This is a genomic window from Acidihalobacter aeolianus (genome assembly GCF_001753165.1).
Classification (GTDB): Bacteria; Pseudomonadota; Gammaproteobacteria; order DSM-5130; family Acidihalobacteraceae; genus Acidihalobacter; species Acidihalobacter aeolianus.
In genome coordinates, this window is the sequence record NZ_CP017448.1 from 2862136 (window position 1) to 2875278 (window position 13143).

Sequence of the window (13143 nt, forward strand, 5' to 3'; positions counted from 1 at the left end):
TCAGGCGGCGTTCATCCGCTTGGTTGCACGGCGCCTTAGCAAGGCTCCAACCAACCAAGCCAAGATCAGAGACGCCACAATCACGCCGATCCAGATTACCCACGGATGGCGGCTCAGGTGATAGCGCATCCAGGTCCAGAAAGGCAGTTTGCCGACGAAGTAGCTCGGCGTATGCAGAATGAACGAACTGACCTCGTCGCCATGCACCACGCTCAGGTTACCGAACACGTTCTTGCGCTTGTCGGCGCTGTCCAGCGCGTTGAGTAGGGCTTCCCAGCCGTTGCTGTCGTGCGCCGAGATCACCAGCAGCGCCCGAGACTTGTGCAGCGGCGAAATACCCTCTTCGATCACCGCCTGCGGCACAGTGCCGGCTGAAACCAGCCTGCCCAGCGCAGCCTCGCCATAATGTCGGTCGTCGCCGTTCCACCAGGGCAGATGCCAGCGCGACTCGGCGAACCAACCGGCCAGATTGTTGAGCTTGATGCCGTCCTGCCCGTATTCCATCGGCAGATGGCTGCCCCACTGCTGCATCGACTCGCCGTTCGGCGTGGTGAACACCAGCAGATTACGCTCGGATACCGTCGCGACATCGCCAGGATGCACGACCGCCACCCGTACGCCGGCCATGCCGGTCTGCTGCCCGAACATACCCATGACGTTCAAATAGGCATGCAGCATCGGCTGATCCGCACTGGCCGGCAGGACAACCGCCGTGCGCGACAGATCCGCGTAGCGCGTGAACGGATAGCCACCGTTCATCCAGATCGAGAGTGCGGGCAGTCGCGTGTAATGCGGGATGCCGCGCAGGTCGATGGTGGAATCCGGATAGATCACGCCGGCAGCATTGTTGATATTGGTCTGCGTGCACTTGCCCTTGATCGGAGCGAAGTAGAAGGTCGCCGCCATCGAATTGGCGTAAGGCTGAAGCACGCTGGCCGGGAAATTCACCACGGCACTATGCTGCTGAGATACGCCGGCACCTTGAGGCAACGAAAACCCATGCACGAAATTCCCATTGGCATTCAAGTTCAGTGTCGAATTGGCCGAAATCGGCACCGAGTTATAACCGTAATGGATATCCACCGGCACGCCGTGTCGATCCCATAGGAACAAGGACGGCGGCAGGTAGAAGGTGAACGGCAGGGTGCCGGTACCGTTGACAGACATGGGATTCCAGCCTGCGAGTGCATCCAGACGCACAGGTCCGTTGCTCGGCACCCAGCGAGGTGCATGATCTGGTTTTGACAATGGCGGCATGTCGACATTGCTTACCTGCGCATCGGCACCACTCAACATGGCATAACCCAGCGCCAGACCACGTGCCGCCGTTACGACCTGCTGCGCATTCTCACCCACCACCCACAGAATCTTGCCATAGGGATCGTTCGGATTCGTGGTCACGGCCAGTGTCGGGCCGCTGACCTGAGGGACACCCGTGATGGGGGGGAGATTGGCGCTTGTGGCAAACACCACTGCATTGCCGTTCGCTGGCAGGCTGCCGATGGAAACCGGGAAATCGGTGCCGCGGTAGCTCGCCAAATCGCCGAACCATGAGGCCACAATACCTGCTGCCTGTAGCGTCGTACTACTCGGCTGGGTGAAAAAAACGAATGGCAGCTTGAGGCGATTCTGCATCGACTTGTAGAAGAACGGTGCGGGCAGAAAGTGCAGATTGTCGTTCAACGCAAGCCGTGCACCCGAAACACGTATCTCGGTGCTTGGGGAAATTGTCGCCCATAAGGTGCTGTTGTTCGGATCCTCGCATTGATTGGTGTAATGGCCGATCAACTGGAACGCAAGATGATTGTATTCGCTCAGCAGGTTCGGATTGACCGAAAAGCTTGCCGTATGCGCATCGCCCTCCGTGTCGCCGGGCTGCACAGGAATGGAACGTACCACGCGATTGTTGATCAACACATTGATCTGGCTGATACGTGGCAGCAAGCCAGGTGAAACGTGGTAACGCACGGTCATCTCGGCCTTGGCCACCACACGGTCCGGCGGGATCGACAATGACACGCCCTGAATATCGTCGACACCACTCATCCGGAGACCCTGCTTTGCCCCGAGACCGGCCAGCGTCCATTGCGTGGAGAAGCTGCCCTGCGCGTTGGTGGCGGCGCTTTGGGTGGCTGCCTGTGCATCCTGCGGTACTGCGGAAAGACCCGCAGCACCCAACATCAGCGCCAGCGGGATGAGCAGGGTTCCGGCGGCGCTGCTCTTGGTGGCCGAGGCAGAAGCAGGGGCAGCTTCTTCACGCGGCGCACGCGTCCAGATGCCGGACACCATGCGCCACACGCCGAGCAGCGCAAGCAGCGCAACCTGCACCAGACTGCGCCATGGGCGATCCGCATCGCGTGCCTCGCCCCATCCCAGCCAGGCGTCCGCGCGCCCGTAGATGATCCTCACCAGATCACCTAACTGTTCGTTGTTGAGTTCGCCGAACTTGAGCCGCATCAAACCATCCTCCGAGAAAGTCACTGTCGCCGGGAAGCGATACTCCCCCCCGTCGTAAACCACACCGATTACTACGCTGGCCCCCTTTTCCAAACGGGCCTGATGAGCCAGGTCGATGCTCATGCCGCCTTCGGAAATATCTACCGTGCGGGCCAGAATCCGCTCGCCGCTGGGCCGATAAAGCATGGCCGGCAGCGCCAATGGCACGCGCACCTTTTCACGTACCTGTCTCGTCTCCCAGTTCACGCCCAGCACCACGCTGATCATGAGCAGGTTGTAGATGGTCCATGCGGAGGTCATCACGATGGTCGCGGTATCGGCGTGCGGCTGTAGATTCCAGCGCATGACCGCGGCTACGAGACCGCCCACATTGAGCAGAAAAAGAACGACAAAGGGCCAGGCGAAACGCCTGTCGAAATAGGCCTTGCGCACGATGCCGCCCTTGGCCGTGACATTGAACTTACCGAGCTTTGGATTGATGACCGCCAGCAGCGTGGGCAACATGATGTACGGTGCCAGCGCCGTCTCGTAGACCTCGTTCCAGAACGAGTTGCGATGCCGCCCCTGCACCCGCGAGTTCGCGATCATGGCGAGCGCGAGGTGCGGCAGCGAGTAGGCCGCGATGGTCAGCGCATAGGCATTGATCACGTACACGCCGAAATACAGGAACAGCAGTGGCGCGGTCAGGAAGATCAGACGCGGCACGGCGAAGAAGAAGTGCAGCATGGCGTTGAGGTAGCACAGACGCTGCATGGGCTTGAGCCCCGGTCCCGTCAACGGGTTGTCGACACGCATGATCTGCGCCATGCCGCGCGCCCAGCGGATGCGCTGGCCGACGTGGCCGGAAAAGCTGTCCGTGGCAAGGCCGGCCGCCTGCGGCACGTTCAGATAGGCCGAATTCCAGCCGAGGCGCTGCAGCTTGAGCGAGGTATGCGCATCCTCAGTCACCGTCTCGGTGGCGATGCCGCCGATCTGCTCCAGCGCCGTGCGCCGCATGATCGCGCATGAGCCACAGAAGAAGGAGGCGTTCCACAGGTCGTTGCCGTCCTGCACCACCCCGTAAAACAGCTCGCCTTCGTTGGGCACGCGCTTGAACACGCGCAGATTGCGCTCGAAGGGATCGGGGGAATAGAAGTGATGCGGGGTCTGCACCAGCCCGAGCTTGTCGTCGCGCAGGAACCAGCCCATCGCCACCTGCAGGAACGAACGGGTCGGCACGTGATCGGAATCGAAAATCGCCACATATTCGCCCTGCGTCTTGCCCAGGGCGTGGTTCAGATTACCGGCTTTGGCGTGCTTGTGTTCGGAACGGGTGATGTAGCCGGCGCCGATGTCGCGCGCAAAATCGCGGAACTCGCTGCGTACGCCGTCGTCCAGCACGTAGACGGACATCTTGTCGCGCGGCCAGTCCATTTCCATCGCCGCAAGCACCGTGGGACGGACGACGTCGAGAGCTTCGTTATAAGTCGGGATGTATACGTCAACCGTGGGCCACTCCTGCGGCGAGGCCGGCAGCGCGACGGGCTTGCGCTGCAGCGGATAGGCGGTCTGCAGAAAACCGAGCACCAGCACCATCCAGGCATAGACCTCGGCCAGGAACAGGGTCAGCGTGATGGCGATGTCGTACCAGTGGTAGCCGGTCACGCCGAAACCCAGGGTTTCCGTGGCACGCCAATAGGCATAGCGCGCGGTCGCGAAGAGCGACAGCGCCATCAGGAAATACGTGATCCAGTGAGCCTTGAATATCCGGTTCACCAGAATCGCGAGAATCACGAAGCCGACACCCAGCAGCGACTGGGCCTGCCAGTCGAACGGCACCACGACCATCGGCGAAAACACGATCACCCCGACGATGAACGCGACGACCAGCGGCGCTTCTTCCTCACCGAACATCCGTCTGATGCGCCCCATGTCAGTCGTCCTCCATCGCTGTGTCCTTCGGATCCAGCTGGATCCGATCCTCGAGCCAGGCCTCGAATTCCTCGATAGCGTGCGAGAAGGGCGTATACGAGCGATACACCTGCGGCGGCTGACCGTTGGCCAGCGCCTCCTGCACCGAGTTGTCGAGCGGCAAAGATATTTCCAGTAACCGACCGCCCAGACGCTTGCGCAGCGCCTCGGAGATCTGTACGTGCAGCTCGCGTGCGGCATCGAACTGGTTGAGGATGTACCAGGCACCGAAGCGGGGGCGCGACTCCGCTTCGTCAAGCGCGCGTTCGATGCGTTCGATCACCACCAGTGCGTTGATGTCCGGGCGCACGGGGATGATCGCCATGTCGAAGAAGGGTATGTCCTCGGCGACATGCGGCGACGCCTCCATGTCCATCACGACCACCGAGGCCTGGGAAACGCGCTGACGCGCGTTCTCGATCAACTCATCCGTAGGTGCATCGCCGATCAGGAGATCGACAGGCTTGCCGCCGCCTTCGATGGCCTGCGAGTAGTGGAGAATGGTCGTACGGCTGCGTGCGGGGTCGACCTCCGGTCCACCGAAGTAATACGCCAGCGGCGAATACGGCGTCTGCCCCACGAGGACGCAGCGCCGGTCCAGCCGCGCAAACGCCGCACCCAGTGCGGCAGCCAGCGTGCTCTTGCCGACGCCCCCGGTATACGACACGAGACCGATGATCGGAGCATACGGCTTTTCTTCGCGGCCGGTATCGGCTTCGAGACGATTCAGCATCGCGAAGCGGGTCTGTGCCGCATCCGGCTTTGCGGTATATGCTTCTTTGCCGCTACCCGCAGTGGATGCCATCGGCGGCAAAGCCACGGATTCCGGCAGCTCCCTGTCGACGTGCGGCGAGACCGGGGGGCGCAGCACGGGGGCTTCCTGCACGGATACGGAAGCGCCTCGATCCCTCACGGGAGGGATGAACTCCTCGGCGCGACTTTCGTCCATCAAGGCCGTCGCCGGTGGCGGCGGAGGCGGATCGTCGAAACGATGGTAGGAGGTCGGCTCCAGCCCCAGATCCCGATAAAGATTCTGCACGTCCGCCAGCGACTCAAGACCCGCCGCTCCCTTGCTGCGGGGCCGGCGCCACCACTGCCACCACGACTTGCGTTCACTCGCCATCTTCATATCCTCGTCGCATCGTTCTACGTCCGCGATTTATCTGATTTATGGCGGACTGTAAGGCCCCAGCGTCACACCAGCGTCAACGCATCCCGCCCTTGCTACGGGCGGCGCCGCCGGAAAGACCTCCTTGAACCCATTACACGGACTCCAAACCTCACCCGGCCGTCCCCAAACCCTGGATGCCTCAACCTGATACACTATCGAAAAATAAGATAAAAGGGCTCCGTCACATGCACGTCATACGCCGCCACTGAACCCGGCCGATTCGGATTCCGACCCCGATGTCCACACTCAAACTCTCGCTGCTCGGCCCGATCGAAATCGAATTCCAGAACAAACCGTTTTCAGGCGCGCCGCACGACAAATCCTTCATGCTGTTGGCCTATCTGGCGGTGGAACGCAATCGGCCGCACAGCCGCGAGGCCTTGGCCGACATGCTGTGGCCAGACCTGTCTGCCGAGCGAGGGCGTCACAACCTGCGCCAGACGGTGTTCCGCCTGCGCAGCTTGTTAGGCAACGGCAAGGCCGGCGACTTCGTCGAAACAGACCGTCATCGTATCTGGTTCAATCGCGACAGCGACTACCACCTCGACCTCGAACAGTTCCATGCAAACCGTGCTGACGGCACAGCCGAACACCTGCTGAAGCGGCTCAGCAATTACCGTGGCACCTTCATGGAAGACCTGCGCGGTGAAGTAAGCGAGGACTTCGATCTCTGGCTGGAGCAGCAGCGAGCTCGAACTCACCGACAAATGTTGAACATGTTGGAGTCGATTTGCACTCACTATGAAAGCCAGGGCGATCTCTCAACGGCATTGCGCTGGGCAGGTCGACAGGTTGAAATCGCACCGTGGGACGAACATGGGCACCAGCGCCTCATCCGACTGCTGGCGGATTCTGGTCAACGAAATGCAGCCATCCGCCATTACCGTGCCATGGCAGAATCGCTCAAGCGAGAACTGGGCATTTCCCCGTCAAAGGAAACCCAACGCTTGTTTGAGCAAATAGAACAGTTGCCGGACATTACGCCCGCTACTTATCCTGCCCAAGATTCACATCTCACCCAAGATGACACCCATCCAGGCCTGATACACGAATACCGCCAGGTTACCGTACTACGCTGTGGATTCAGTTATCGGAAAATCAACGATCCCGAAGCGTTCGCTGACCTCGTAGCCGAGCCACTATTGCGGGCTGTACGTATCATTGAGGAGCATAACGGCTGGATTCTCGCCGCACGCGGCACCGGTGTACTCGCCTACTTTGGTTGGCCGACCGCCGACGAACGGGCCGCCACTCACGCCGTGCGTGCCGCAATAGGTCTAGCCAATCAGCTCTCCGACACCCCGATTGGTTCCACCCTTTCAACTGGAGTACACACAGGACGGATCATTCTGACGGGAGAAACAGACAGCCCGGATACCATTGGTCTAACCACGGATATCGCCGTTCGATTACAAGCCTCTACGCGTGCCGGTATCATAGCGATTAGCGAAACGACTCGTCGTTGTATCCATGACCACTTCGAGCTGTCGGCACTCCCACCCCTATCTATGGCCGAACAGACTCATCCGCTATCCGTGTGGCGAGTACACCGTAGCGAATCAGGCCCCTCTCTCGAAAGCACCCAGCAACGCCCACCCCTAGTCGGCCGAGATGCTGAATTAAACAGCTTGCTCGACGACTGGGCCGTGGCCCAGAGCGGACGCTGCGTGGTGACCGTACTGGTCGGCGAGGCGGGTATCGGCAAGACCCGGCTGCTGCAGGCCCTGCACGACAAGCTTGGACACCCGCTGCTGCGCGAGACGCATTGCGATCCGCTGATGCGGCAGACACCGTATCAGCCGATTACGCATTTCTTTCGCCGCCACCTCGACCTGCCGCGCAACTGCACCGACGCGCAGATCGCCGACAAGCTCGCCGAGCACTATTCCAACTTCCCGCATCAGGGCAAACACGTTATCAAGCCGTTGCAGTGGTTACTCGCACGTACCGACAGCCACCACGAGCAGACGGAGGAAGGCCGTTTCAACGAGAGCGAGCGTTCGCAACTCATCGAGGCCATCGCCAACCTGCTCGAAACCAGCGCCAAGGCCACGCCTCTGCTGCTCGTCGTGGAAGACCTGCACTGGGCGGACCCATCCACCTTGACGCTGCTCGGCTCGCTGGCGGCCCGGCTCGCCGAATCGCGGATTCATTTTTGCCTGACCATGCGCAGCACCAGCTGCCTGCCCGGTCCGCTGCTCGACCGGGCTCGCATCCTGCAGCTCAGACCGCTGGATCTGAATGCGTCCCTTCAGCTGACCTACCGTCTGGCCCCCCCGGATCGTACCAGCGGCGATTTCGCGCTGACCATCGCGCGGCAATCCGAAGGCAACCCCATGTTCATCGTCGAGCTGACCTACATGCTCAATGACGACGAGCTGGACGACGCCTTGCCCGGCAAACTGCAGGAGCTAATCAGCACGCGTATCGAACAGGCCGGCGAGGACCGCCCCCTGCTACGCGCAGCCGCCGTCATCGGGCGGGAATTCAGCCTCGCGCATCTGGCGCAACTGCTCGGGCTGCCGGAACAAGCCGTCACCGGCGGGCTCCGGCGCCTGATGCAACGCCACCTCATCGAACGCTCATCGGAAGACGAGCTGAGCTACCGCTTCACGCACGCGCTCGTGCATCAGGTCACCTACCAGTCGACCACCCGCAGCCAGCGGCGCGAGTTGCACAAGCAGTTTGCGTCGTTGCTCATGGCCGACGCGAATAGCGATGTCGATGCCGGAGGCGTGGCCCATCATCTGACCGAATCAGGCGCCTATGCCGAAGCCATCGGCTGGTGGCTCAAGAGCGGACGGGAGGCAGCCAATATGGCGGCCTACGCGGAGGCCGTCAACCACTTCGAACGCGGTCTGCATCTGCTGGAACACGTACCGGAGCGCGGGAATCTGTGGGAAACCGAACTCGAGTTGCTGGTCAACCTCGCCTATCCGCTGGCGATCACCCAGGGCTACTACGGCATCAAATCCGAGCGGCTGTACCGGCGCGCCCTCGACATCACCCGCGACAAGCCCGTACAGGCGCGTCAGAACCTTGCTTTGATGCATAGCCACTGGCTTGGCGCCAGCAGCCGTAGCTCGCTTCGCGAAAGCCGCGAACTCGCTGGCCGCATGATCGAACTGGCCGAATCCGCAAACGCCAAGGCCTTCGCCGCCCTAGGCCACTACCTGTACGGCAGCGATTCCCTCCTGCTGGGCGATTTTGCGGCAGCGCGCACCCACCTGGAGGAAACGCTGACCCGGCTCGACCGCAAAAACCAGGAAACCGAACACTTCCTGCGCAACGACCAGCACTTCGACATCACCGCCACCGGCACTCTGGGCTGGACCGCGTGGTTCCTCGGGCAGGTCGATGGCGCGCTGCGCCTGACCCAGCGCGCCGTGCACATGTCGGAAGCCCGCCACCACCCTGCCACGCTGACCTCGGCGCTGGTAATTTACATCTTCGCCCGCATCTGCTGTCGCAGACCCGAGGAAGTCGCCATCGCGGCCAAGCAGCTATGCGCCATCTGCCGCGAAAACGGCTTCCGCATGTGGGACGATTTCGGCACCTTGGCCGGCATCTGGGCCTCGGCCGTCGCCACGCCACCCGGCGAAACCTGCAAGCTCGATCAGGCGGAGGCGTCCCTGCAGCGCGCCGTTGCGCTCTGGCCCGGCGGAGCAGCTGCACTGCAATACATCCTCATCGACGCCTGCCTCGCCAAGGCGGACGATGCCCGGGCATGGAAAATCCTCGCTCAATTCAAGAAAACGATGGACAGCACCGGTGCCGCGGCCTTTTCCGTCTACGGCTGGATCGCCGAAGCCGACTTGCTGACCCGCGGCGGGCAGGACGGCGAACCCTGTTTGCGCGAGGCGGTCGAAGTGGCCGAACAACAGCGTTCACCCACCCTCACGATCCTGGCATGGGGACATCTCATCGATGACTACCGGAATCGCGGATTCGCGCTGTCCGAGGACATCTGCAGGCATCTGCAGGAAACCGTGGACCGCTGCAGCGGCATCGATCTCGCACCAGCCGTGGCCGAGATTACGCGCAAGCTGTCCGGAACGGCCTGAGTCAGCGTCATGAAAATGGCATTACGCAGGCAAATATGCAGAATAGTCCCGACACTAATGACCCGGAAAATGGTGTGAACGATTTCGTTACCTACGAACAGCCGCTCAACGAACGCATGCGTACTTTTCTGCGCCTGGAAGTCCTGATGCAACGGCTGCGCGCCGCGATGGAGGGAGAGGAAACGTGGCGCACACACTGTGCGCTGAATTCGCTGCTCGAGATCGTCAGCCTGGTCAACCGCGTCGACGTCAAGAATGACCTAATGTTGGAACTCGACCGACAGGCTGCAAACATCACCCGGCTACGCGCCGATGAGGACGTGGATCAGGCGCGGCTGAAAGAAATTGTCGACCGACTCCACGTATTAAGTCACAAGCTCCACGAAATGTCCGGTCCGTTGGCCCAACACCTCGTACGTAACGAATTGCTGTCCAGTATCAAGCAACGCATGAGCATTCCTGGTGGCACCTGCGACTTCGATTTACCTGCATACCACTACTGGCTGTCGCGCAAACCAGATATCCGGCTCGAAGTCCTCAAAGCCTGGATGGCTCCCTTCGATCAGGTCATGGAGGCGACCCAACTGGTTCTCGGGCTGGTTCGGGACAGCGCCGTTCCCACCATGCAATGTGCGGCTCAGGGTTTCTTTCAACAGACGTTGAGTCTCGAAACCCCGACGCAGATCCTGCGTGTGAAACTGGATGCGAACCAGTCGGTGTATCCAGAGATCAGCGCCGGCAAGCACCGTTTTAGCATACGGTTTCTACGCTTGGCCGATATCGCCGCGCGCGCCACTCAATGTGAAGAGGATATCGAATTCGAACTGGCCACCTGCGCCCTGTGAGTGCTTAGGGCGTGATAAAAGGCACTCGCATTTCCACAATGCGTTGGGGATAGCTTAAACACACGACCGCTATCCAATCTGCGCGCCCGGAGGAACAGGCAGGGATCATAGCTCGGGCATGCCATTCGCTACCGGTACGTCTGAATGCGAAGCGATTCATCCCCATGTCCATCCCGGTCATCACGAAACGCACTTCCGCCTTCTGGGGAACAGGAATGGCAACCAACGTCAATGGTAATGGCGATAGGCTGCGGGCGGGCGCATCGAAACGTAGGGTCACCCGATAACCCGCCTGCGTCATGCTGCAGCCAGCGGAAGAGGTTGGAGTGCAGTCAACCGCAGGGGTCAGACTAAGCACTTGTTCACCCCCTGCATACACGGCTAACGGCAACAGCAGCGCAGTCAACCCCAGTATCCCCGCCGCCTGCGCGCCAATCATTATCAGCCCCTCCTGCCGCCCCACAAGCCACTGATCGCGGCAACGCCCTGCCCACCGCATTGCTGGGCGAGGTCTACGTCGTCGTTTGTCATCCCACCCAGAGCATAGACCGGAAAGCTTGCTGCCGCGCATAGCTCGGCAAAACCGTCCCAACCGATCGGAATCGCTTCCGGATGACTGCCCGTATGCCGCACCGGCGAACAGACTGCCAAATCGACCTGCAGGGCAGAAGCCAAGGCGATTTCCTGCCTGTCATGGCAGGATGCGGCCACCCAGAGGTCATGAGGTCGCCCGAATTCTTGCAGTAGACGCAGGGCATCGGCGCTCAGATGGACACCATCCGCACCCACCTCTCGCGCCAGGTCGACAGAGCCGTTGACCAGGCACATGGCCTCATGTTCGCGACATAGCCGGACCACACGCTCGGCCAGGCGTCTCAAGCTTGTTTGCGACAGTTTTTTCGCACGCAGCTGGACGAGACGATAGCCACCGTCGAGCAGCGAAGATAAGCGCTCGACGAAGGCATCGTCGTCGCCATGTTCCACGGGCTCTGGGGTAATCAGGTATCGATCCGGCAAGCGCAACGCGTTTACGATGCCGCGATTTGCAGCCGGCAGTTGAAGTTGTCGCAGTTCGGCAGCATCGAACCATCCCAACGGTTGGCCCTCGCGCCCCTCTGGAGTGCCGGTATACGCGGTCACGCAGTAAGTATGCAGCCGTACGCTGCGGGCGGGATAATCATATGGGATGACAATCAACGGACGGCAGGATTCGACCTGTATCCCCAATTCTTCCGTCAGTTCGCGCAGCAAAGCCTCGCGTGGCGTCTCGCCCGGTTCTAGTTTGCCACCAGGAAATTCCCAGCAGCCGGCGTGGTCCTTCCCGGCATGTCGTCTCGTGAGCAGGCAGCGACCTGCGCCGTTGACCACGACCCCAACCGCGACCTCGAGACATCCGTCCACGGCCAGCTCGGTGGGGCTCGTTCCGTCAGCTGCGGTAGTCCGCGTTGATGCGCACATATTCGTGACTCAGGTCGGTGGTCCAGACCCGGGTCTTTGCGGTACCCCGCGCCAGCGCGATTCGGATCAGCAGATCTGCCTGAGCCAGGGCTTCCTGACCCTGTGCCTCGGTGTATCCGGGGTCGCGCCCGCCTGCCGTGGCAATGCGCACACCGTTGATCTCGAGATCGACCCGACCGGCATCGAGATCCACAAGCCCGGAACGACCCACTGCCGCCAGAATACGCCCCCAATTCGGGTCGCTGGCAAACAGGGCCGTTTTTACCAAAGGCGAATGGGCCACAGCGAACGCAACCTGGCGAGCCTCCTCGACACTGTAGGCCGTATCGATCTCGATCGTGACAAACTTGGTCGCTCCTTCACCATCGCGGACCACCGCCTGCGCGAGTTCGCGGCATAGGTCGGCCAGGAGACCAGCAAACGTCGCGTAGTCCTGCGAAGTCTCATCCTCGATCAGCAAGCCGGATTTTCCGGTAGCGAGCAAAATGCAGGCATCGTTCGTGGATGTGTCGCCATCCACGGTGATGCTGTTGAAGGAGCCATCCACCGCCTTGCGCAGGGCGCGGTCCAACAGCGTCTGGGACAAACCGGCGTCGGTGCCGACGAACACGAGCAGTGTTGCCATATTGGGATGGATCATCCCAGAGCCCTTGGCGATTCCCGTCAACGTCACCTTGCGACCGCTGATCGTTGTCTGTCTGGAGCATGCCTTAGGCAAGGTGTCGGTGGTCATGATCGTGCGCGCCGCATCCAGCCAGCCGTCGGCGCGCAGGTCGTCCAGCGCACACGCAATACCCTCTGGAAATTTCTCCACCGGTAGGGGTTCGCCGATGACCCCGGTGGAAAACGGCAAGACGGCTTCGGGCGCGCAACCCGCGCGCTCTGCCAATATATGGCAGGTTTCCCTAGCAGCCGCCATCCCAGCGTCACCCGTGCCGGCATTCGCGTTGCCGGCGTTCACCAGTAGGTAGCGCGGTGCAAACATCGCAAGATGCTTACGTGCAAGCTGCACGGGGGCGGCACAGAAAGCATTGCGCGTGAACACGGCTGCGCCGCACGTGCCCTCTTCGGCGGCGATGATCAGCAGGTCATTGCGTTCACGATAACGGATCCCAGCCGGCGCCACGCCAAGACGCAATCCATCAACGGGCAGCAGCCGCCCGGGCATACCCAAACCCACCGCCATGTTCGCCCTCGT

7 protein-coding genes are annotated in these 13143 nt (G+C 61.2%); 2 read left to right on the top strand and 5 right to left on the bottom strand.

The annotated features are described in order from the left end of the window. The gene (bcsA, locus tag BJI67_RS13285; protein ID WP_070073431.1) at positions 1-4368 is read right to left on the bottom strand and encodes a UDP-forming cellulose synthase catalytic subunit; all 4368 of its coding nucleotides are present in this window, start codon (positions 4366-4368) and stop codon (positions 1-3) included. A 1-nt stretch (position 4369) separates the two neighbouring features. Beyond that, positions 4370-5530: a nucleotide-binding protein gene (locus tag BJI67_RS13290; RefSeq protein ID WP_197513116.1), complete on the bottom strand. Its 1161-nt coding sequence runs from the start codon at positions 5528-5530 to the stop codon at positions 4370-4372. A 284-nt stretch (positions 5531-5814) separates the two neighbouring features. On the opposite strand from BJI67_RS13290, the gene BJI67_RS13295 reads away from it, so the two are divergent. Beyond that, complete coding sequence (locus BJI67_RS13295; RefSeq protein ID WP_070073433.1) at positions 5815-9642, top strand: AAA family ATPase; 3828 nt, start codon at positions 5815-5817, stop codon at positions 9640-9642. A gap of 74 nt (positions 9643-9716) precedes the next feature. Then, a complete protein-coding gene (gene zapD / locus BJI67_RS13300) occupies positions 9717-10487 on the top strand; it encodes a cell division protein ZapD (RefSeq protein WP_156782151.1) in 771 nt (256 codons plus the stop codon). A 4-nt stretch (positions 10488-10491) separates the two neighbouring features. On the opposite strand, the gene BJI67_RS13305 is transcribed toward zapD, so the two are convergent. From BJI67_RS13305 to argJ, 3 genes are read right to left on the bottom strand one after another with little or no spacing between them, the layout of a single operon-like run. Then, entirely contained in the window at positions 10492-10926 is a 435-nt protein-coding gene (locus BJI67_RS13305; RefSeq protein ID WP_156782152.1) for a hypothetical protein, read from the bottom strand. Between the two features lie 2 nt (positions 10927-10928). Next, complete coding sequence (locus tag BJI67_RS13310; RefSeq protein WP_070073436.1) at positions 10929-11888, bottom strand: Nudix family hydrolase; 960 nt, start codon at positions 11886-11888, stop codon at positions 10929-10931. A 25-nt stretch (positions 11889-11913) separates the two neighbouring features. Continuing rightward, positions 11914-13131, bottom strand: a complete 1218-nt coding sequence (gene argJ / locus BJI67_RS13315) for a bifunctional glutamate N-acetyltransferase/amino-acid acetyltransferase ArgJ (protein ID WP_070073437.1) — start codon at positions 13129-13131, stop codon at positions 11914-11916. Positions 13132-13143: the final 12 nt, after the last annotated feature.

Bases quoted from the DNA above. Each gene is read 5' to 3' on its own strand.
- BJI67_RS13305 (WP_156782152.1), bottom strand. From the start codon at position 10,926: ATGATTGGCGCGCAGGCGGCGGGGATACTGGGGTTGACTGCGCTGCTG.
- argJ (WP_070073437.1), bottom strand. From the start codon at position 13,131: ATGGCGGTGGGTTTGGGTATGCCCGGGCGGCTGCTGCCCGTTGATGGA.
- bcsA (WP_070073431.1), bottom strand. From the start codon at position 4,368: ATGGGGCGCATCAGACGGATGTTCGGTGAGGAAGAAGCGCCGCTGGTC.
- BJI67_RS13295 (WP_070073433.1), top strand. From the start codon at position 5,815: ATGTCCACACTCAAACTCTCGCTGCTCGGCCCGATCGAAATCGAATTC.
- BJI67_RS13290 (WP_197513116.1), bottom strand. From the start codon at position 5,530: ATGGCGAGTGAACGCAAGTCGTGGTGGCAGTGGTGGCGCCGGCCCCGC.